The sequence below is a fragment of the Natrialba sp. SSL1 genome, assembly GCF_001861355.1.
Classification (GTDB): Archaea; Halobacteriota; Halobacteria; order Halobacteriales; family Natrialbaceae; genus Natrialba.
In genome coordinates, this window is the sequence record NZ_MASN01000050.1 from 14,495 (window position 1) to 36,064 (window position 21,570).

Below are 21,570 nucleotides of genomic sequence, written 5' to 3' on the forward strand. Positions count from 1 at the left end.
GATGAAACAACATAACTCACATCGAATATTCAAAGGGGGTATCAACGCCATTGTCCTCTCCGTAGCGCTATTGATACTTGGAGGGGTTGGTCTAGTGTTTGTCCGGAATTCACACGCAATCCGGTATCCATCCGCTCTGATCATTGGAGCGGCACTCTTTCTCATCTTTCGGAATCGGAACCCGTCAAGGATTCCCGAGTACAATCGTCGAATAGGAAAGGTAGCGTTAGCAACATTCTTCGTCATTTTGGCAATGGTTGTGCATCAGTATTACACCGCGGGATTTTGGCGAACCGACCGTGTTTTTCACCTGACGTTCCTGCTGTATGTAGTGGCTGGCACGTACGCGTTCGTTCGTCCGAATCCACGATCAGTGCTTCCAGTGATTGCGATTGCAGGATTCGCAAACCGGGCGATGGGGTACTTTGCGAGTGAAAAGTACGTCGGTGTCGACATCTATTCCCATAGCGAATGGGCTAGTTCCATAGCCACAGAGGGGTCGCTCGAACCTCTTTTCACATCGAAATACTACTATGCTCCCCTGTATCATATCCAATCGTCGATTGGAGAGCTAATCCTCGGTGTTCCCACGAAAACCGCTATCGCGATGGCGGTCATGGTCTCCGTTACGTTCGTCCCACTGCTAGGTATATACGTACTCACCAGCCGGTTTTGGGGCAGCCGGATCGGATTGTTCGCTGGATTACTCTACATAGCCTCCGATCAAGCGATCCAGTGGGGGGTGCACTTGATCCCAACATCCTTGGGCATCGTGTTTTTCACGATCGTCCTGCTGAGTATTTTTGCATACATACTTTCCGGAGATAAACGTCAATTTGGGATACTCGCCGCAACTCTCGGAGCGTTGGTACTCACCCATCAGATTAGTCTATTCGTCAGTATAGTCGCGGTAGTGGCAATTACGGGAGCGGTGGTGATCTACCAAATGCGGATCACCATGCAGTCCGCCACTATAGGGCTGGTTTCTGGGTTTGTAGCATTTCTCGACTTCGTTACGACGAGATTCGGCGGGCCACAGGGCGAAGCCAGTTTCTTGGATATCGTGCTCGGTAATGTCGCTTCTTCGGTCCTGACCGCTGGAACCGAAACCCAACCCGAGGTTTATGACCCGTCGATAAGCCCAGGCAGAGCTACTGTGATGTCCAATATGCATTACCTCGGACCGAGTTTACTACTGGTACTGGCGATAGTCGGGGCCCTGTACTGGCTTCACTCCCGCCGAGACTCGAATAACACTCTGGTCGCCTTCTCTATTGGTATCTGTGTAACAGTTCTGTTTGGGTTTACCTTGGTTCTTCCCATGGTTGGTACACGAGACCTTCTGCCCGGTCGGTGGTGGGGATTCCTGTACATTGGATTGGCCATATTTGCGGCACCAGGGTTGATATATCTGAGTTCGAGAGTCCGCTTCAGTGGAGATCAGATGGGACCGCATCTTGCGACAGTACTCGTGCTCCTACTACTGATCGTTGCACTAATGACAGGTGCGCCGAACGCCTCTCAAGATAACCCCTATATGGACGATTCGGTCGGCGCAGAACGGCTGGGAGTTACCGAACAGGAAGTCGCTATCACCGAACATACCGAGAACGTTCGGACGGAGGAGATACAAGTTGAGAGCGATTTTCGGTTCCCCTATTACTATCAGACAGAGACCGTTCAGATGGACCACTCGAATCCAAATTCTATCGCATCGGGGACACCGAAGTTGATCCTCAATCGTGCATATATGAGTAAGCATCAAGCGCAGTACTTCGTGTCTATTGGAGAGGACCAAAGGCGGGTTCCCGGAGGCGTACCGATAGACCAACTGCCTCCCGACTACAGGTCGACTGTTTACGATAACGGAAGAGACACTCTTTTGTGGGTGTCACGGTGAACTGGGAGTTATACGGTCGGACGTGGGTTTTGATACTTTCCAACTCGTTGTCTCTTTATGACCGAGCACGGCGACAAAATCCCGAATCTCACAACAGAGCGAGTCCGCGAGAAACTCGCGGACGAGCGCGATCCCAAGGCGATCAAGCGATTAACTGCTGCACGTGAGTACCTCGAAAGGCTTTCTCCTGCCCAAATCGAGGACAAGTACGGCTGGTCTCGCCAAACCATCTACAACTGGTTGAATCGCTTCGAAGAGCGCGGCTTCGAGGCCGCGCTCTACGATGATCCCAAATCTGGCCGCTCACCCAAACTTGACGATGATCAATTCGACCGTTTTGCTGACGCTCTTCAGGAACCACCGACAGAAGTTGGCTACAACGACCCAGTCTGGAGTAGTTAATTGGCTCAACAGTATCTCCTCGAAGAGTTTGACGTGGCCTATTCACAACGTCACGTCCGCCGGCTCATGCACAAGGCCGGGGTCTTGCCGAAGAGACCCCGACCGGAGCCAGCCAGTGCTGACGAGGCTGAACGAGGGGAGTTCTACGATACCGTCGAAAAAAGTAGGTCACCGGGATGAGAACGCAACTGTTGTGACGCTGGATCAAACCAGAAAAACCGTCGGAGTAGATCTCTATTACGGTTGGTTTCCAGTTGGCGAGAGGCCGACACCTTCACTGTCGGTCTCTCGTGAAGGTGTCAATCTCCTTGGAGCAGTCACCGAACACGGCGAAACAGAGGTTCTCGAATGCGGTGGCTCATTTACTGGAGATATAACGGTGAGGTTTTTGGCCCATCTCCAGGAAACGTTCGGAGAGAAGTTGGTCATGTTGCTGGACAAAGCGACGTACTTCACCGCCGGGGCGGTGAAGGACTTCGTTGACGGGGAACCAATAGAGTTGGTGTACTTTCCGACAGGCTCACCGGATCTGAACCCAACCGAAGAGTACTGGCGGCGGCTCAAACTCACACTTGACAATCAATACTTTGCCACGATTGCGGAACTTCGAACGGCCATGTGGTCAGCGCTCAAAACGATCTCTCCGCCAAGAATCTATCAATACCTCTGTCCATGAGTATAACATATACAAACGAGACTGGGATGTTCTACTCGTACTGGACGCCTGCCATGTTGAGCTCTTTGAAGAGTTCGCGCCCCAGCACCCCGTTTTGAAAAATTTGACTCCGTCTCCTCAATATCGTCTGTCGCATCAACAACGCAAAAGTGGCTCCCAAGAACATTCGACGACGGTCAGGATAACATCGTCGCGAGCACACACTATATTGCCCCGACAGGTCTTACAGAGGAACATCTGGTTGAGAACTGGCTCCACGATATTGAGCATATCTGGCGGTACGCTAAATCCCCATACTACGGACTCACAAAGCCTGAAGCAATCACTGATGCTGCAATTAAAGCGATTCGAGGAGGTCATGCCGACCGAATTGTCGCCCATTATTCCCAGCCGCATGCTTCTTTCCTTCACTGTGCGGGGAAGTACGACTCGCGGTTAACCAATTCGGAAAACACGCAGAACGTGTGGGCGGGACTGAAGGCTGGGAAATTTGATCACGGTGAGGTTTGGGATGATTACGGGGGAGGATTTACTTCGTGTTCTTGACGAGATGGAAACTATCATCGAGAACGCGCCGGGAAAGGTTGTGATTACGTCAGGTCACGGAAGTGGTATGGGAGAATATGGGGTATATGAACACCCATCTTGGGCCCTGAACTCAGCGGTAAGAGCTGTTCCGTGGGCAACGGCTAAAGGAGAAAACAGAAACTTGTACGAAGTGAGGGGGCGTACGGCAATGGAAACCGAGACGTCAGAACCGACTGTCGAGGAACACCTTCGAGCGCTCGGATACCGCGCCTAAAATCACCATCGTTCCTTCTGAGCAAGCGATTCAAAACAAAAACAAAGTGCTTTGTTGAATAGCTGCTGAATGGTAGTTAGAGTGGCTTACAGAGCTTTTCTATGTTGATGATGGCGAACATGAGGACAATTTCACGGAACTGGCGATACCAGCCCAGCGCTCGCACGGCATCGCCGAGCGAGCGCTTCGTTGTTGAGTACGAGGTTTCGGCCATCCAGCGCTGAGAGTAGCCATTTGACCGGATAAGCGTGTTGTGTCCTTTGGTTAGGGGCCTCGATCCGCACTGTAAGATCAGTGGTTCGACACCGAGGGCGTAGAACTCGTATTTCGTGATCCAGTTGTGGAAGGCTTTGTCCGCCGCCACGGACAGCAAGTCGTCCGCGTTCCGGCGGACGACCTGCGGCCCGGTCTTTGTATCATGTTTCCACCGGGCTGAGATATGGACGTCAAGAACAGCAAGCGACTCTCTATCGGTTAATGTCGTCACTTTCAGTGTCTGTACGTCACTTCCAGACCGTTGGCGGTAGTACGACGAAGCAGCGCGTCGGTCGAAGAACGTACTGTCGAGCGCTGCGTGGCCAGACTGCGGGTGTTGCTGCGCTGAAACGCGCAGCAACGCCCGCCACACCCACATTTTCAGCCGATCAAACGACTTGTAGATCGTGCTGTAGTCAGGCAACTCGTCGCGATCAAGGCCAAGCACGTCACGAATCTCAGCCATATACTTCAGCCGGTTCGGCGTTTCACGGTAGCTGTGGCCCTCTTCGAGCCGAAAACAGTGCAGAACGACGTGCACCCAGCGGGCGAACCCGCCGCTGGCGGGCTCGCCCGCATGCTTCCCCAACGCTTGTTTGACTAGGTCCCGACACTGCTCAACGAAGTCGAGGAGATCGATTTCCATGGACAGAGTCGAATTCCTCGACTTCACCCTTCTAATCCGTGATATCGGCTGATTCAATCGCTATTCAACAGGGCAAAACAAAGAACTCTCATGGATTGCGTAGTGAATTAGCGCATCAAGACGTATCTTGACGAACTGATCCAACGATCGATCAAAACAACAATGAGCTGTGGCCTCCGTGTTTGCGAACTCTTGGTCGAGGCGATACGAGAGAGGGTATTCTCGAAATCCTCTCTCGTGTATTCGCCGCACGGTTTCAAATCAAATTCCAGCCCTGGGAACAGGAGCGTCGACGCAGCGCAACAGATTTGTTTTGCTTAAGCTGTCTCGACTATGGCCAAGAAACTAACCGAATCAAAATGATTCTCAGCCCGGTTCGGCAACTTCTGTTCAGCGTGGGGAGGATGTCAACTGCTGTCTCCGATGACGTTCAATGATTTTATTGCAATACGGCGAAGCCACGGGTGTGGGACTTAATAAACTCTCGGAGACGTTCGTTGGACGCTGCCGCATCTACCCCTGAACGGACAGTATTCAAAGGCTTCACTACTCCAAGGGCGAGGAACTTCGAACGCAGCGGGAATCTGAAATTCTCTCTCTCGGCAAAAGACACAATCTCTTCCAGCAATGGATCATAGCTTGCTAATACCTCTGCCATGTAGTATTCTCGGCCATCGCGATAAGTATCCATATCGAATATATTATCATATCTGTCAAGCAATCCAGCAATCTCGAGGGTGAGAAGGGTCCGCCTGCATTTCCAACACTCGGAACAGTTTTCTGCTGAACCGGTTCGGACACAAATGTCTAGCGAATCGTGTGAATCCTCCAGTCCCGCGATATTGAGAGTCTTCTCCACTCGAGTGTACTCGCTTCCGACTGCCCGACTGTCAATCCCACCTGTGGATAGGAGTGGAAGGGCGATCGGGTCTGTGTACGCCATATCATAGATGGGTTTAACGGAGATATTTTCATAGTCGAATGTGGATCCATAGAGGAATGTTCCTATCCCTCCTTGGAGTAACATCGCCACTGCAGTGTTTCGTGGCGTGTGAGTCTGTTGGAAGGAAAACCTATTATAGAATTTATCCATGTTTGAATTCACGGAGATAAAGGGAAGGCCAATCTCTTCAGCAGTTGGCCGAAGACGCTCAAATCGCTCACGGAACAATCTCTCCCCGCCGTCACTGTGTGACCCGACATTATTATACAAGAGATGGGTGACCGTCAATTCCGATGGAGGATCGTTGTAATAGTAATCTGCAAGAACACAGTACGAGTCAACGCCAGCTGAGAAACCTGTGGCGACTCCCGACGCCCGGTCACGAACTGGCTCCACATTCTCGGCGTGAATCTCCACGGAATTAAGTGACGGGATGACGGTCTTCAATAACTCTTGATATCCATGAGAGAGGTTGAAAAACAGCTCCTCAGAAACAGACCCTTTGACATGAACGTCCTCGTCTCTATCCATCGCAGGAATCAGCAAGGCCAGCAGAGCAGCATCCAATCTGTCGCTAATTAAGTGTTCGAATTGATTGTCGAGACTGAACCAAAGTGAATCGGGTCCCCAGTCAGACGACAAGTGAACAGGAAACTCACATACTGTCTTTCCATCTCGGTTGATTAAATTCGGTCCACCTATCTCCATGATATACAGTATTAACAACTACCCGTTGAAGATTCTATTGTCTTGGTCGTGTCGCAAAGCGGCCTAGATTTGCCTCTGGTGCTCTCAACTGAGAGACCACAGCTCATTGTTGTTTTTGGTCGATGGTTAAAGCAGTTCGTCAAAAAACGATCGGTAGTGATCTAGGTCAGCATACTTCACCAGCCAAAGTTGGAGCATCGCCTCCAACCCCTCCGCTGTCCAGCGCATCCACTGGTTCTTACATCGCTTGCTGACTTCACCCATCAGCCGTTCGACGAGGTTCGAGGTCCACGGCACCTCGAACTCCTCGACAGCCTGCTCAGCAAACGTCACGATCGACGGTACCCACCGCCGAAGATATCCCGCAGCCTTCGCTGATCCGAACTGATCCAACTGCCATGCGGTCTTCTCGATGCGCTTTGTCGTTCGCGCCGACCCGCTCGCGGATCGCCGCGAATTCTTCGTCTGGACGGTGTTGACTCGTGGGATTTCTCGCTTATTCCACCTTTACGTGCAACTAGCACTGGCCCATCGCAATGATCCCATTCTGCATGCATATCGCCGCTGAGATTTATGCAAAGATATATCGGATCTTAGGAGAAATCCCAATTCGTTCCACAAGTCATATTCTTTAGTGCCATGATTATACTCCAATGACCCCTTCTAACAAAATTGAAACAGTGTTCAACAATCCGGATGCGGTTCTGGAAAAGGCGAAGAGAGCTCGGAGGGGATTGCTGTCAAAACTACCAGTGGGGGTCGGAGTTCAGGGAAGTTATCGGACCGGGAACGTTGGCGACCTGGCAATTGCAGAGGCAATCAAGTCTGAACTCTCGTCCCGAGGGCACCGTGTTTTTCTCTTCGACAAGAATCGGCAGTCGTGTAATATGCCGATCCGAATGCTCGGGGGCGGTGGGGTCCTCCACGATTGGTATGGCACTCGGCACCTAGAGCGGAGATTGAATTTTATCAAGAATGGTGGATCAATGCTGGCTGTAGGTGCGCCCGGGTTCCGATCTAACCGAAGCAAGGATCTGATCCGTGAGGCGATGGCAGATGTCGATGTGGTGACTGTGAGAGACGAGAGATCGCGTGAACAAATCGAAAGGGCAACTGGAGTCTCACCGAGGGTGACTGCGTGCCCCGCCTTCCTACATCAAGATCCAGAAGTCCCATCGACTGGACGGACTGGGGTCAACTTTCGGCCGTGGTTCATGAGCGATGAGAACCTCGACAGCGAGGATTTGGCGTTCTATTTCGATTACCCTGAAAACCTGGATTTCGACGATGCTCGCAGGAAGTACGTTGAAAATGCTCGTGAGATATGCAACTCTGTCGACGATCCAGTGTTCATTCCTTTCCGAGAGAAAGATGAGCTATTCGCACGAGAGTACCTGAATGTGGATGTTCTTGACTACGAACTTTCTGTTGCGAGGACTCTCCAGAGGGTGAGTAGCGTAGATCGGATAGTCGCGATGCGGTATCACTCTCTGGTATTCGCAGCCATTTGCCGGACGCCGGCAGTCGCGTTGGCGTATGAACCGAAGGTAGGCCACTTGGCAGACCGTCTGGGAATACAGTCAGCGCGTCCTCACGAGCAAATCGATTTGAGCTTCTCGGAACCATCTAATGTGGACGACTTAGAGAAATTGGCCAAAGAGAACTTCAAGAGATTCTGAGGCGTATAGTCACGAACAAAGGTAGTTAGAGATTTTCGGCGGTTCGATGGTTGACAAGGGGTCTGTAATAACTGCCATCCGTCTTTATCTAACACTGCTGGCAATATCCAAAACCATGGTTATTAATTTTGGAATATAATAGGGTGGTCCAGTTGGTGGGTGCCCTTCCTTGTGAAATCTGGCGAAAAACAGTGGTTAGATACGGTCTTCGGCGTCTTGGCAAGATATTCGGGCAAAACCCATCCGAAATAATTTCTATCCAATATCAATCTGAATATTAGATGACTCGATGGAAATTCTGCTATCCCATGAGAGCGCGAAACAAGATATGGGACGCAAGAGACCGATCCGTCTTTCGTGCCTTCGAGCACTTTAGCTGACTGGTCCGAGTGCGTAGGAAGCCGAGTCTTGGGCGTCACAGCCCGACTGCCGCGGAAAGCGTCAGTCGGGAAAGCCGAGCAACTCCCCCATCTCTGCCGGTGATTTTCCTGCCCACACAGCAGCGCACTCGTGAGGCGTTCGATCGCTTTTGTGTCCGTCTCCGTGCGCAGTTTCTGGCGCAACTGCTCCTCATCAACACCAGCCAACTTGCCGCCCCAAGTCGTCATGAGGCTCTCTACGCATCCAATAGATATGAACTAGCCTATTGATCCCTTATTAGTTGCTCCACGATAGAGACCGTGAACGTTGCGTAATCAGGCTTCTAAATAAGGACCTTTGAACTACCTCTATCCATTATCTCTTTGTATGAGTGAATTAAACAAACACTCTAGCTCATCATTCAGATCTTCGAGATCAAAGTGCTGCTCAACATATTTCCTTCCAGATCGTCCCATTTTAGGCAATCTTTCCGGATTCTCACACAGATGTTCTATCATGTGAGATAATGCAGTAGGGTTCTTGGGTGGTACAAGAATTGCTGATTCTCCAGGATTAACAGCTTGTGGAATACCGCCGACTTTAGTTGCAACTACTGGAACGCCAGTTGCCTGTGCTTCAAGAAGAACCTTCCCCAATCCTTCTTTTACACTTGACAGAACAAATAAATCCGTATTTTCCAGAAGTTCTACAACGGCAGATCGTTCTACCTGTCCAAGGAAGTTCACTGAATCCTCAATATCTAGATCTTGAACAAGATATCGAAGTTCTTCCTTCATCGGCCCATCACCTGCGATCTGGTACTCAATATTCAAACCTGGATTTCGTTTCATCACGTCTGCGATTGCTCGGAGAGAGTATTGATACCCCTTCTCCTCGACTAGCCTACCAACTGTCGAAATACATACTACTCTATCTGACATACCTTCTACATCAATAGGTTCAAACTGGAATTTGTCAAGAGAAATGCCAATTGGGTGACAGTATATAGAATCTGGATCGGCACCAAGTTTGATAAGATTCTTTTTCGTATATTTTGAATTCGCCAATAAAAAGTCGCTATACTCAAATGCTGGTGCATACATACCCTCTCCCTTTTCCAATCCCCGCCGTACACCATATCCATGAAACATTGTCACCAAATTGGCATCCGTTCCAGTCCGTTTGAGTAATGCACCTAAATTTCCGTTCGGGGCATAATGGCAAAATAACACGTCAAATCCTTCATCTTTGAAGGATATCGATCTATGAAGGAGGCGTAATGAACGGGAATCAGGGCCATACTTCCTGAATTGAAGCGACTCAAGCACCCTGTGTGGCTGTCGAATCGTTTCTGTTGCAATTAGTCGTCCAGCATTAAAGAAACGGTGAATCTTATTTTGAGGGGTGTTTGTATAATTTGTATTTGCTAATAGGTCATACTCCTTAATAGAATTATGTATCTGTTCACCTTCTAACCCTCTCTTGGCAAATATCTCAATCTCATGTCCTCTATCAATTAGCCCAGTAATCTGATTGAGGATAAAAGTTTCCGAAGCTTTGGGAAACGAGTCTACTATGAATGCGATTTTCATAAGATGAAACTATTTATTGGTTATGTCGTAAAGCGATCTAGACTTTGCCTCTGGTGCTCTCAATTGAGAGGTCACAGCCCATTGTTGTTTTGGTCGATCGGTGGAGGAGTTCGTCAAGGAACGATCGGTAGTGTTCTGGGTCGGCATACTTCACCAGCCGAAGTTGGAGCAGCGCCTCCAACTCCTCCGCTGTCCAGCACATACACTGGTTCGGCCTTGTTTAGACGTTCGAATTAGCGTGGGCCAGGGATTCTCGAATAACATCTAACGATCGACACCTCTAACGTAGGAATTTAGGCGTCTAAACAAGGCCACCTTTTGACGTGTTGAATCACGTACCGATGAGATTATAATCCTTACTCGATGACTCTCGTTTAACCAGTCTTTGACATGCCCTCTAACGACTCCAAATCGGTCTTTCGGCGAGAAAAGATCGACGCACTACTCGACGTCGCACGGTTCAATCCAAAATTCACTGTACTCATCGTCGTTCTCGGCCTCGCAGCAGCCGTCCTCGAAGGCGTCGGCCTGAGCTTTATTCTCCCGATCATCGAGATCGTCCAGGTTGACGATCCCACGGCCGAAGCGGATGGACTCATGGGAGTATTCGTAACGGCTTACGCGACGCTCGGAGTCCCGTTCACACTGGGCTACGTCGTCGTCGGCGTTGCAGCCGTGATGACCGTTCGGTACACGACGAGTTTCGTCGTTGCATGGTTCCGGGAGGCACTCCGGACGTACTATATCCGTAACTTGCAAATTCGAGCGTACGACAGCGCGCTCGACGCCCGCGTTAGCTACTTCGATGAAGAGGGATCCGACGATATTCTGAACGCGATCGTCACACAGACCAACTACGCAGGGAGGGTCATCCAACGCGTCGTCAAACTACTCGAAAAACTCTTTCTCTCCTCGGTCTATCTACTTATTGCATTAATCATTTCGCCATTGTTGACCGTATTTGCTGTCGTCGTCCTAGGGTTCCTGACCGTATTCCTCCGACGGGTCGTTGAACCGGGCTACGCGGTTGGTGACCTGGTGGCTGATGCCAACGAGCGGAGACAGGAAGCCGCCCAGGCCGGGACGCAAGGAATTCGTGACGTTCGGATCTTCGGACTGGCCGATGAACTTCGCCAGGACTTCCTCGACGCAATCGACCAGTTCACGAGCGCACGTATCACCCTCCGTCGCAACGAGGCGGCGATCACCAACTTCTACAATCTTGGCGTCGCCGTCTCCGTGTTCGTCCTCATCTATCTCGCGTTGACGTTCGCTAATCTCTCCTTCGGGTCGCTCGGTGTCTTCCTCTTTGCGATGTTCCAGCTCGGCCCCCAGGTGAGTAGCGTGAACAACCTGTTCTATCGCGTCGAGAATGATCTTCCACACCTCGTTCGAACCCAACAGTTCATCACAGAGCTCCAGTCGCGAAAAGAGCCAAATGATCCGACTCGGGAGGTTCCCGATGTGGTCGATCACGTGGAATTCGACAACGTCCACTTCTCGTACGACGAAGAGGAGCAGGTCCTGCGAGGAATCGACTTTGAGGTCAACAAGGGCGAATTCGTCGCCTTCGTCGGTCAGTCGGGCGCCGGAAAGTCGACGATCGTCTCGGTGCTCGCCCGACTGTACGAACTTGACGACGGCGAGATCCGTGCCAACGGCGTCCCGATCGACGAGATGGACATCGACGAGTGGCGAGAACGGATCGCCGTCGTCCGGCAGGATCCGTTCATCTTCAACGACACCCTCGAGTATAACCTCACGATCGGGAACCGCGACGTGACGCGAGCGGAGCTCGACCGTGCCTGCTTGATCTCGAAGGTCGACGAGTTTTTCGATGAGCTTCCCGACGGGTACGAGACGATGCTCGGCGACGACGGCGTCCGACTATCGGGTGGACAGAAACAGCGAGTAGCGCTGGCACGTGCACTATTGCAGGACGCTGATTTGCTGGTGCTTGACGAGGCGACCAGTGATCTAGACTCAAACCTCGAACAGGAGGTCCAGGCGGCAATCGAAGAGATGGAACGAGACTACGCGACGATCGCTATTGCGCATCGGCTGTCGACAGTCGAGAATGCGGATAAAATTCACACAGTCGAAAGTGGTGAGATTATTGAAACTGGGACTCACGAGGAACTGATCGCCAATGGCGGCCAGTATGCTGATCTGTACGCGATACAATCGCGCGGGTAAGGATTAACAGACATTTGTATATTCTAGAAGATAGAAAATAACCTTGGCTATGACACGAATCAGCATAATTCTCCCTGCGTATAACGAGAACGATGTCCTCTCGCGAGCGATATCGAGCGTCTTGGAACAAACGTTCGAAGACTGGGAGTTGATCGTCGTAGATGACTCCTCCACTGATTCAACCCCGGAAATTGCGAACTCCTTTACCGACGACAGAATACGGTTGTATCAACACCACACCAATAGAGGGGGGAGCGCTGCGAGGAACACGGGTATAATAAACGCTACTGGGGAGTACATTAGCTTTCTGGACGCGGATGACGAATGGTGGGATAGGAAATTAGACCGTCAACTTACCGCGCTAACGAGTGCTGGTGACGACGTTGTAGCCACCTATTGTGATATAACGAGAGAGCCGCCATCTAATTCGATCATTAAGTGCGCTCAATCGATTCGTAAGACGGATTCCACACCTGTAGATGGGGGCGACGAGCTCATCCCGTATATTCTGTCTCGGAAGTTCGGTGTTGGGGGATCATCGACACTTCTCATCAAGTCGGAAATCGTCCGGGAGATCGGAGGGTTCAACCCACTCTTCAAACGGCACCAGGATTACGAGTTTTTAATCCGCGTTCTACAACGCGGGGAGATCCTGTACCAGGACGAAATTCTCGTGACGAAGCACCAAACGGGATCTGTCTCACCCGAAACGATACACGACGCCAAGGAACAACTGTTCGAGTCTTTTGAAGCGGAAATCCGCGATGCAGAAGAAGGCGGGTTTGATGTGGTCAAGGAACAGAAACTGGCGCTCGCACGGTCGTACGCCAGCGCCGGAGATTATGATATATCACTAAAGCTATTTTCTGACTTAAAAAACAAGAATACTTACGACTACATCAGATTTATAAAATCACTCACCCGTACATGATATTTTTTAAAGGAAAACGGTATTCCATAGCAATTATATAGTCATGATTCGATACAACTGTTGAGATGCCCGGCCTCACCCTTCTCAACAGCAATAGTGCAATTGCGAATTCTTCTTTCGACCAGTTGTTAGATTCCTTGTTGTTCTTTAATGAATACGATAAAGCCGTTTCATGGAACGAGGGCAGCACTGCAGTTGGGTACACCGGCTACGAGGACTATCCAGTCACTGTTTACGACACATACGAATTTGTAATTGCACTCGAAGGACAGCTCTACGACATCTCCGACGAACGAGAAGCAGTTCACACCGTCGCTGAGAAGCTTCTCGCTGATGATATTGGATGGGTACGGGAGTGGCTGCTCGAGCGAGATGCTGAATTCATTCTTGTGATTATCGAGAAAGATACTGGCGACACGGTCGTTTTGAACGATGCTCTTTCACGACTTCCTATTTACACATACACTGAAGAACAAATGGTCTACCTCTCACGGGAGATGGCGTTTATTCTCGAGAATGCCGATGTCGAACCGGATTCTATGGGGGTAGCCCACTATCTCCTGTTTGGATACCCGCTGGGGGAACGGACGCTATATGAAGGTGTGAAGCAGGTGCCGCCGGCCTCAGTTATCCGTATCTCTGACGGAGAGTTAGTATCTGACCAACTTCACCAGTTCGATATTGAGGAGAAGACTCATGCAGACAAATCCATCGAGGAAAACACATCCAATCTCTCAAATCTCATTGTGGAGACTACTCAACGACGGACTAATTCCGGCACGAACGTTGTGTCACTCAGTGGTGGACTAGATTCTCGAGCACTCGCCGCCTGTATGACTACCAATGAGATCCCGTACGTCGCTGCCACGTATAACAGGGGAACCAGCACAGCCTCAGAGGTAGAGGCCGCCGAGGAAGTGATGTCCGTCCTGGACGGTGAGTGGCACGAGTATCAACTTGAGGAGTCCATCACCGAACATAGGGATCGGTTGCTGGAACTGAAACGCGGTATGAACACCGTGGGAATGGGGCACATTCTGGAATTCTTCGAGCGGTTGCAATCCAACTTCGAAGATAATGTGACCTACTTCACGGGGGACGGTGGGGCCAAGTTTTCCTCCTGGACACCCCCACGAAATTTCGTCTCGAACGACGAAATCATCGAGTATCTCCTTGCCGACCAGACCCGGTGTCCCATGGAGCTGGTTGAGGAACTCTCGACTCACTCGCGGGGCGAGATCAAGGCGAGCATTCACGAACGCCTCGAGTCCTACCCGGAATCAGACGCCGGGCAACGCTTCGTGCACTTCTTGATCAGGGAACGAAGTCTCAAATGGGGATACCACGGGGAAGACCGGAATAGATACTACTTCTGGAGCACTGCGCCGCTCTACGCCTATCCAGTATTCAAGTACGCGATGAGGGTTCCGGATTCGCAGAAGAAACAGAACAAACTGTACTCGAGGATCATCGAGTCGTATTCTGCCGACGCACTCGACGTTTCGTACGCCAACTTCAATGCCCCGGTCGGAAGTCTGGAGTACAAACTCAAGAGTTCGCTTTACGGTTTAGCGTCGAAACGGCCATCGCTCCGCGAAACACTCATCGATAAATTTGTTCGGTCTGACTCGAAAGTAGATGAAATGACTATGCAATCAATTCAGGAGAATGCACAAATTGTCAATGAATATCCGAGCGTTTTCGCTCCAAGTTCAATTGATGAGTTGATCAACGAGAAGGGTCTTTATTCCTCTCAGAAATCAGCAGAATATTTATTAACGGTGTTACTAATGCTGGATGAGTTATAGTAAATCAAGCGCTACGTACTGGCAAGGCAGTGGTTCAGAAGAATTCTCATAGCGTGATGGCTGGACTGGCAACATCGTTCCTCGGTGGTGATTGGCGAGTGCAACGACCAAGCGGAGGCAGAGCGCAAGAAAGACGTGTGCCTGCCCCTCACTTAGCCTCGGACCCATGGGGTCCTGAGGCCGAAATCCTTGCAGACGCCGATTCATCCGTGTTCGGTTAAGGAGCAAAACCGACGGATGCCAGGGTCTTGATGAGGTTATTTTCAGAAACCGCGTAGGGCACTGTCTAGATGAGAGTTTGAGGAATGAGCAGGTGGTGGCGAGAAGTGCCTATGCAACTCGCCAACCTGCTCAGAGAGACCTTAGACGTGGATTGTGATGAGGTTTGGGAGAACGAGCGCACCCCGACGCCCGTCAGGGTGTTCGGGGTGCGCCTGCATTCGATGGGATTGTCGGTTCGAGAGGTCGTCGCAGTGCTCGAATTACTCGGTATTGATCGCTCTCACGGCGCAATTTGGAGCTGGACGCACAAACTCTCAGAGGCCCAGAGCGATCCGCCAACGGCGGAGCCGTCGCGGGTCGCGGTCGATGAGAAACAGATTGAGGTAGACGGCGAGAAAAAGTGGTTGTACGCCGCGATCGACACAGAATCGAAACTCCTGCTCGAAATCGACGTATACAGCCGCCGCGGGACCGGCCCCGCGGCGGCGTTTCTGCATCGACTCACCGAGAAACACGAAATCGACGAGACAGAATTTCTCGTTGATGCTGGCGGCTATCTGACTGCCCTCGCTCGCCACGACTTGAGCGGTCAGCTCAACTATAGCGAGCGAAACACCGTCGAAAAGTGGTTTCAGACAGTCTCAATGCGGATCGACCGCTTTCACTCCTTCTGGCGGGGCAGTCCAGCCAGCGCACGCCGCTGGCTCAGACGTTCAGACACCACTACAACCACGATCGACCGAATCAAGCGCTGAATGGTCGAACACCAGCCGAGGAGGTGCTGAACTAGACAGTGCCGCGAATCTGATTACTTATTTCGTACCGTTCGATTTCCGAACGCATACGCCACCTATAGAATCGATTCAGTACATACGGAATGACGCTTTCCGTACATCGAATCTCATCCAGAGATACCTGAAACTAGCTGTGGTTTTAGTACCTTCCCAGACAGTCCCTCAAACGACAATGTCAACGAGACCGGATTGGATCGACGAGCGACTCGACGAAAATGTCAATAACAAACTGACGCAGGGCCACGTCGTAGATACCATGCTCGAGGCGCAACGGCCCTTCTTTACGATAACGCAGCTGGAGTCTCGTCTGAAACCCGACGTGGATCGTGGGACAATACGAAATCGGCTCGATGAACTCCGGGAGATCGACGTCGTTTCCGAGGATTACCTTAAGGCGACTACGATATATTATGTCAACCATCCTGAGTCCAACTGGCCGCTATCTCCCGAAGGGAAAGAGGCGTTACAACATGGTACTCCGCTGGAGAATCTCTCACTGCGAGGGCTCGTCACGTTTAGCGATGCTGACGCAATTCGCTCGTTAGCATTAGCGAGTATGTATTTGGGGTTCATGTTGTTCTTTATTGGCGCACTTACGAGTGGATTCGAGAGTCCGATCCATGTCGAAGCGGAGAGTCAAGTTATCATCGCCGGGATCACCGTGATGTTTCTCGCACCGACGTTATTGTTCGCGTTGTCGGTTGCTAACTGGATTCGTAATCGGAACTGGTGGCGTCCGAGTCGAATTCGAGCGATAACGACGAAACTCAGGTCCGACTAACGATCTGCAACTAAAACACGAATCGAGCAATCATCGACTGATCGTCACGACACAGATACAATACTATGGGAAACTTCGATCAACACTATGAAGCGGGCAAGAAGTACGCAGTTATCGCCGCCGGTATAGCCGCATTCCTCGCACTCGAGTGGGGTGCTACAGGAACTGAAACCATCCTTGCAGCAGTCGTTGCAGGCATCTACGGTATCGTCGCGTCGCTCATTCCGGATATCGATCACCAGGACTCGAGGCCACGACGTACTGCCGGGAAATATGCGAGTATCGGCGTAATTATCTCTGTCTTTGCGCTCCCAACGCTCTCACCGGAATTTGTCCGTGGATTAGGCCAGTTTGCTCACGTTTTCGGCGCAAGTGGTGACACACTCACGATCGGTAGCGGTGTTCTTCTTGTGAGTGGTATCGCAGTACTGTTTCTCGGCGGTGATACGTTCGATAGTATACTCACACACCGGGGATTTACGCACTCTCTCCCGTTCGCATTCATTACTGGTCTCATCTCGTACTTTAGCATTGGAATTGTCGGTCAAACATTCCAGCCAATCGCGTTTCTTGACGGAGAAATGGGTGTGATTATCGCGTTCGCAGCAGCTGGTGGCGTAATCGTTCATCTTGTTGTGGACCAAGAACTGTGAGATCAAACTGTTCGAGAAATGTAACTGCCTACCAGTGAAGCCTCTTTACTCGTCGTCACGTTCGAGTTCACCTGCGTCGATTTCTCCATCAAGATATTCTTGTCCGAGTTTTGTGATTTCATAATATCCTTTGTCTACTCGTCGAACAAGATCATATTCAACCAACACAGATAACCGACGGTTCACTCCTGTACGATCTCGGTTGATGTTTCTAGCGATGACTGTAGGTCCTAACTCTAGTCCGGTGTTGAGTACTTCAAGAACTCTTTCATCAGTTGGATTTTGCATCCACTCACCGGGTTTCCTCATTGCTTGAAACTTCGTACCCAGCATTATACATGGTTCGGAACGGGGCTTTGTAAGTCCTAAGTCGAATATGGTCTACTGAACAGTAGAAGAATTTATATTGAAGGGGTGAATAACAGTGTATAAGGGAGTTCAACGAACCAGAGATTCAGCAAAGATAGGTTCAACGTGGATCGGTGCTTGGGACACCGAATCCACAGCGAGCTCCCGAAATGGACTCACGGAAGCCATGTACGCCAACAACCCAAGAGGCCTTCAAGGTCTCGATCGACCAGATGCATCACCCGAAAACCACCCGACATGGACCATACTCATCGCACGCACTCGAGACATCCTCTTCGCGGTCGCGTGCCTTCAACAAACAACCAACCCCGCCACACCCAGAAAACTCAAACCAGCCCTCCAACGCTGGCACCCCGACCTCGAGTACAGCCAACTCCACGCCGACCTCCAGACGCTCACCCACAAGGGCCTCCTCACCGAACACCCAGCGACAAGCACCTACCACCTCACCGACAAGGCCACCAACTTCCTTGAGACCTACACGGCCCACCTCCAACAGATCCTCCACCCAGATACGATCACCCTCGAGCTCGAGCGTCCGGTCACGTTGGGCGACATCGAACAGACCCACGCCAGACTGGTGGAAGAGAGCCGATGACCGACCCGATCACGATTCAGTGGACACCAGCAAATGCCCTCCCTCGAAGAATCACCTTCGAACCCCACGAGGACGGCTACCTCCGAATCGAACGCGAGTGGAACGGCAGCGACTGGCGTCATTGTGGATCCGAACACACCACGGGCCTAACCACAAACCCTCCAGAAGACCCGCCAACACTCGAGGAGCTCATCATCCAAATTCGAGACACCTGGAATCAACCCGACCCAACGGTCCTCAGCTTCACCAACGCAGAAGTCGTCGCCGCCGCCGACGGCCAACTCCGATACCGAAGCCACAACCAAGACGGCTGGTACGCAGTCACAAAAGAAGACCTCGAGAGCCATCTCCGGACGGGCGGCTACCCAACCACCAAATCCCTCTCAGAAACGCCCTACGACCGCGCCGACTTCACCACCAACTCGATCCCCACCCAATGAGCACCCCAGACGAAGACACCTATCGAAAGACCCTCGAGGGCATCGAAACCCTCACGAACAACCTCCTCGAGGCAGCCGAAGCCGACCAAAACCTCGATCCAGCCACTCGCCAACAGCTCCTCGAGCGTCTCCACACCATCCGCGCCGAACTCCAACCGCTCTTGCTCACCTTCCGGTGGCAACCCAAAGAAGACCAATGACTAACGACACCCCAAACCCGAACGCGGACTACGAGCAACTCAACCCACTAAGGGAGACCGTCGACTCACTCCAGGAAAACGCAATCATCCACAGCGACCTCGCAGACAACAGACGCCCGGTCCGACACTGTCTCTTCCAGATCGGACTCCACATCCAGAAGGTACGTGAGATACTCCCTGATTCGGACTCAGTAGCCGAACTCGTCATCCAGTCAGTGATAGCTGCGGGCGGGGCATCTCTTGACCGTTCCTGTGAGATACGCATCGACAAACCACGTCAGGAAACCAGAGCTGAACCGACATACAACACCCTCGAGGCGAAGACCCCCCACACAGCTTCGCCACAACCCCATCTCGGTGGTGAGACCGATGGATGACTTCCAGGCCCGCCAACTCGCCCTCAGTCTCCAGACGATCCCACCCGAAGCCCGCCTCGAGATTACCTGGACCGACGACAACACCGAGACAACCCAGACCGGCGTCGTCACCGATTACGATCCCGAAACCGCCTATCGAAAACTCGAGACCGACGACCGAACACTTGAGCTCATCCCGGCAGGCGACCAAAGCCAAATCACCGTCACGGAACCAACCGCGACGACGACCCATACCCTTGGTGAACTCACGGCCGTCGATATCGAAGCGGTGCCTATCTTCGAGGCCCCACTGACCGACGAGGGCTTCGAGGTCCCCGAGCCACTACTCGGCCTCACCGGCTACGTCACAGTTGACCTCCCGACGCGAAACCACGTCATCAACCTCGCAGATCACGGCCTCCAACAAACAGATTATCGCCTGATTGGCAACATCGGGACCGACCCCGACCCGAAGCTGCTCCCAGACGAAGTCACAGCCATCCGGCCGGACACCGGGCCCCACTACCATATCAAGGTTATCGACGAACGCACCACGCCGGACAGCCACGAGTACGAGACAGCCGCCACCGACGACCACCTCAAACAGCTCCGTCAGACGGTCAGCGAACTCAAAGCACACACACTCTGGGACACCACAGCAACCAGCAAAGATGTCTCCAGACAACTCATCTCGCTTGATGAACGACTCCGAAGAGCCCACCGGGAACTGTGTGTGGATGGGACACCACCCTCCCAACAGGTCGAACCCGCTGACGATTCCGTCGATGTCGAGACGGTTGCTGCCCTCGAGGGCGAACTCGAAACCTACATCCAGACACTACAGGAGACACTCGAGGCCGACACATTCGAGCCAATCGAAACACACCTTCGTGAGGCCAGACTCATACTGCGAACACTCCGCCACATTCTGGGCGACGAGAAACGCACCACCCAGACCACAGCGACCGACACTGATCCATCACTCCCCGACCTCGAAGACTGGATCATCGAACCAAATGCACCCGCGCCCATCCAGCGAGGTGACCACGATGGCGAGTAACCTGTCAGCCCCGACGGAGGGCCACCGATGAGTGAAGACCAACAACACCAGCAAGCCCTCGCGGCGATCGATGCCACCCTCGAGGCCTTGCTCACAGACCTCACAGCCACGGACGAACGTGGGTCTCGGGCAGACACACTCGCGGGGCTGCGACAGCTCAGAGCAACGATCGAGACGCTCCAGCGTCGGAGTTCTCACACCGAGTCCGACAGCCTCACCGTACAGTGGACACCCACCGACAACCCTCCGCGACGACTCATCATCGACTCCAGTCACCATAGCGAGGGCTGGAGCCACCGCCGCCTCGAGTGGGATGGCAGCGGCTGGCGGCCACGAAGTCGCGAGAGTGTCGACGACGTCGCTATCCGTGCCCCGTCGGCAATCCAACAGCCGATCCTAACTGATCCACCCCGACTCGAGACACTCCAAGAGAGGCTTCGGGGAACGTGGACCCAACCGGAGCCACTGGCACTCGTCTTTGGAGCGACGACAACACAGGACCAGGCCATCGTCGTCGCGGTCGATGGCGACCTCCGATACCGCGACCGAAGCGATGATCGGTGGTATTCGATTTCCGAGCCAGTCCTCAAACACTGTCTTCAACAGCGGGGCCAGCCCACACTGACGTCTCTCTCGGAGACCTCACTCGAGCGAGCCCAGTTCGTTGATCGCCAAGAGAACAACCCGACAACAAACTCACAGCCATGATGAGCAGTCCACGACTCACGAGTTCGACGACGGCCACCGACGGCAGTGTCCCATCCACTCCCGTACTCGAGACCAACGCAGGTTCGCTCCTCGAACAACCACCGAACACCGACACGCACCAGAACGGCCGCAACCGGAGGGGACGATGACACCGATGCACGTCCAGTGGGAGCCACGCGATGGCCCACCACGACGAGTTACCTTCGAGCCGGCCGAAGAGGGCTGGCATCGACGAACCGAGATCTGGGATGGCCAAGAGTGGCACGAACAGGCCCTCGATCTCGTTACAGAGCCGTCAGTCTATGCCCCCGATCACGCGACGGAGACGGAACAGACACCGCCAACGCTACCATCACTCCTGGATGGACCGCATCTGACATGGGGTGACGATAACCCCGAAGTTCTCGTCTTCGACAGACCGGGTAGTCCGATCGCTATTGGCACACCTGCTGGCATCCTGCGGTACTACAGCCACCAGCTCCCAACAGCCC

At 52.4% G+C, this 21,570-nt stretch carries 21 protein-coding genes and 3 pseudogenes; 18 read left to right on the forward strand and 6 right to left on the reverse strand.

Features of this window, described 5'->3' with window-relative positions; all coding sequences use genetic code 11:
• Position 1: 1 nt before the first annotated feature.
• The 4 genes from BBD46_RS17015 (at position 2) to BBD46_RS22345 (ending at position 3,780) form a co-directional block, all read left to right on the forward strand.
• The gene (locus tag BBD46_RS17015) at positions 2-1,900 is read left to right on the forward strand and encodes a hypothetical protein (RefSeq protein ID WP_171908241.1); all 1,899 of its coding nucleotides are present in this window, start codon (positions 2-4) and stop codon (positions 1,898-1,900) included.
• A gap of 57 nt (positions 1,901-1,957) precedes the next feature.
• Positions 1,958-2,302 (forward strand): helix-turn-helix domain-containing protein, encoded by a 345-nt coding sequence (locus BBD46_RS23250; RefSeq protein WP_253184593.1) that lies wholly within the window; start codon positions 1,958-1,960, stop codon positions 2,300-2,302.
• Positions 2,303-2,417: 115 nt separating this feature from the next.
• Positions 2,418-2,978 (forward strand): IS630 family transposase, encoded by a 561-nt coding sequence (locus BBD46_RS23255; RefSeq protein ID WP_253184594.1) that lies wholly within the window; start codon positions 2,418-2,420, stop codon positions 2,976-2,978.
• Between the two features lie 511 nt (positions 2,979-3,489).
• Entirely contained in the window at positions 3,490-3,780 is a 291-nt protein-coding gene (locus BBD46_RS22345; RefSeq protein WP_139173693.1) for a hypothetical protein, read from the forward strand.
• Positions 3,781-3,856: 76 nt separating this feature from the next.
• On the opposite strand, the gene BBD46_RS17030 is transcribed toward BBD46_RS22345, so the two are convergent.
• The 3 genes and pseudogenes from BBD46_RS17030 to BBD46_RS21850 all read right to left on the reverse strand — a co-directional run.
• Positions 3,857-4,681 (reverse strand): IS5 family transposase, encoded by an 825-nt coding sequence (locus BBD46_RS17030; RefSeq protein ID WP_071402882.1) that lies wholly within the window; start codon positions 4,679-4,681, stop codon positions 3,857-3,859.
• A 439-nt stretch (positions 4,682-5,120) separates the two neighbouring features.
• Positions 5,121-6,155, reverse strand: a complete 1,035-nt coding sequence (locus BBD46_RS17035; protein ID WP_139173696.1) for a hypothetical protein — start codon at positions 6,153-6,155, stop codon at positions 5,121-5,123.
• 188 nt (positions 6,156-6,343) lie between these two features.
• A pseudogene (locus BBD46_RS21850) lies at positions 6,344-6,813 on the reverse strand (hypothetical protein); the annotation flags it as partial.
• 172 nt (positions 6,814-6,985) lie between these two features.
• Between BBD46_RS21850 and BBD46_RS17045 the strand changes: the two are divergent.
• On the forward strand, positions 6,986-8,011 hold the full coding sequence (locus BBD46_RS17045) for a polysaccharide pyruvyl transferase family protein (RefSeq protein WP_084777807.1): 1,026 nt from the start codon (positions 6,986-6,988) through the stop codon (positions 8,009-8,011).
• A gap of 728 nt (positions 8,012-8,739) precedes the next feature.
• On the opposite strand, the gene BBD46_RS21860 is transcribed toward BBD46_RS17045, so the two are convergent.
• The gene (locus tag BBD46_RS21860; RefSeq protein ID WP_084777808.1) at positions 8,740-9,963 is read right to left on the reverse strand and encodes a glycosyltransferase; all 1,224 of its coding nucleotides are present in this window, start codon (positions 9,961-9,963) and stop codon (positions 8,740-8,742) included.
• Between the two features lie 37 nt (positions 9,964-10,000).
• A pseudogene (locus BBD46_RS21865) lies at positions 10,001-10,174 on the reverse strand (ISH6 family transposase); the annotation flags it as partial.
• A gap of 179 nt (positions 10,175-10,353) precedes the next feature.
• Here BBD46_RS21865 and BBD46_RS17050 point away from each other — a divergent pair.
• The 6 genes and pseudogenes from BBD46_RS17050 (at position 10,354) to BBD46_RS17075 (ending at position 17,348) form a co-directional block, all read left to right on the forward strand.
• Positions 10,354-12,159: an ABC transporter ATP-binding protein gene (locus BBD46_RS17050; RefSeq protein ID WP_071402885.1), complete on the forward strand. Its 1,806-nt coding sequence runs from the start codon at positions 10,354-10,356 to the stop codon at positions 12,157-12,159.
• A 49-nt stretch (positions 12,160-12,208) separates the two neighbouring features.
• Complete coding sequence (locus BBD46_RS17055) at positions 12,209-13,090, forward strand: glycosyltransferase family 2 protein (protein WP_071402886.1); 882 nt, start codon at positions 12,209-12,211, stop codon at positions 13,088-13,090.
• A gap of 65 nt (positions 13,091-13,155) precedes the next feature.
• The gene (locus tag BBD46_RS17060; RefSeq protein ID WP_071402887.1) at positions 13,156-14,898 is read left to right on the forward strand and encodes an asparagine synthase-related protein; all 1,743 of its coding nucleotides are present in this window, start codon (positions 13,156-13,158) and stop codon (positions 14,896-14,898) included.
• 332 nt (positions 14,899-15,230) lie between these two features.
• A pseudogene (locus BBD46_RS17065) lies at positions 15,231-15,910 on the forward strand (IS6 family transposase).
• A gap of 176 nt (positions 15,911-16,086) precedes the next feature.
• On the forward strand, positions 16,087-16,695 hold the full coding sequence (locus BBD46_RS17070; RefSeq protein ID WP_071402888.1) for a hypothetical protein: 609 nt from the start codon (positions 16,087-16,089) through the stop codon (positions 16,693-16,695).
• Between the two features lie 65 nt (positions 16,696-16,760).
• Complete coding sequence (locus tag BBD46_RS17075) at positions 16,761-17,348, forward strand: metal-dependent hydrolase (RefSeq protein ID WP_071402889.1); 588 nt, start codon at positions 16,761-16,763, stop codon at positions 17,346-17,348.
• Positions 17,349-17,393: 45 nt separating this feature from the next.
• Here the strand turns inward: BBD46_RS17075 and BBD46_RS21870 are convergent, their stop codons facing one another.
• Positions 17,394-17,657: a hypothetical protein gene (locus BBD46_RS21870; protein WP_084777810.1), complete on the reverse strand. Its 264-nt coding sequence runs from the start codon at positions 17,655-17,657 to the stop codon at positions 17,394-17,396.
• A 226-nt stretch (positions 17,658-17,883) separates the two neighbouring features.
• Between BBD46_RS21870 and BBD46_RS17080 the strand changes: the two genes are divergently transcribed.
• The 7 genes from BBD46_RS17080 to BBD46_RS17110 form a co-directional block, all read left to right on the forward strand.
• Entirely contained in the window at positions 17,884-18,315 is a 432-nt protein-coding gene (locus BBD46_RS17080; RefSeq protein ID WP_071402890.1) for a hypothetical protein, read from the forward strand.
• On the forward strand, positions 18,312-18,755 hold the full coding sequence (locus BBD46_RS17085) for a hypothetical protein (RefSeq protein ID WP_071402891.1): 444 nt from the start codon (positions 18,312-18,314) through the stop codon (positions 18,753-18,755). The genes BBD46_RS17080 and BBD46_RS17085 overlap by 4 nt, the downstream gene beginning before the upstream one ends.
• Positions 18,752-18,955 carry a hypothetical protein gene (locus BBD46_RS17090; RefSeq protein ID WP_071402892.1) on the forward strand — a complete coding sequence of 68 codons (204 nt, stop codon included), beginning with the start codon at positions 18,752-18,754 and terminating at the stop codon, positions 18,953-18,955. The genes BBD46_RS17085 and BBD46_RS17090 overlap by 4 nt, the downstream gene beginning before the upstream one ends.
• The gene (locus BBD46_RS17095) at positions 18,952-19,332 is read left to right on the forward strand and encodes a hypothetical protein (RefSeq protein WP_071402893.1); all 381 of its coding nucleotides are present in this window, start codon (positions 18,952-18,954) and stop codon (positions 19,330-19,332) included. The genes BBD46_RS17090 and BBD46_RS17095 overlap by 4 nt, the downstream gene beginning before the upstream one ends.
• On the forward strand, positions 19,325-20,371 hold the full coding sequence (locus tag BBD46_RS17100; RefSeq protein ID WP_071402894.1) for a hypothetical protein: 1,047 nt from the start codon (positions 19,325-19,327) through the stop codon (positions 20,369-20,371). The genes BBD46_RS17095 and BBD46_RS17100 overlap by 8 nt, the downstream gene beginning before the upstream one ends.
• A gap of 27 nt (positions 20,372-20,398) precedes the next feature.
• Positions 20,399-21,079: a hypothetical protein gene (locus tag BBD46_RS22350; RefSeq protein ID WP_139173699.1), complete on the forward strand. Its 681-nt coding sequence runs from the start codon at positions 20,399-20,401 to the stop codon at positions 21,077-21,079.
• Positions 21,080-21,224: 145 nt separating this feature from the next.
• A partial coding sequence (locus BBD46_RS17110; protein WP_071402895.1) for a hypothetical protein occupies positions 21,225-21,570 on the forward strand: 346 nt, incomplete at its 3' end.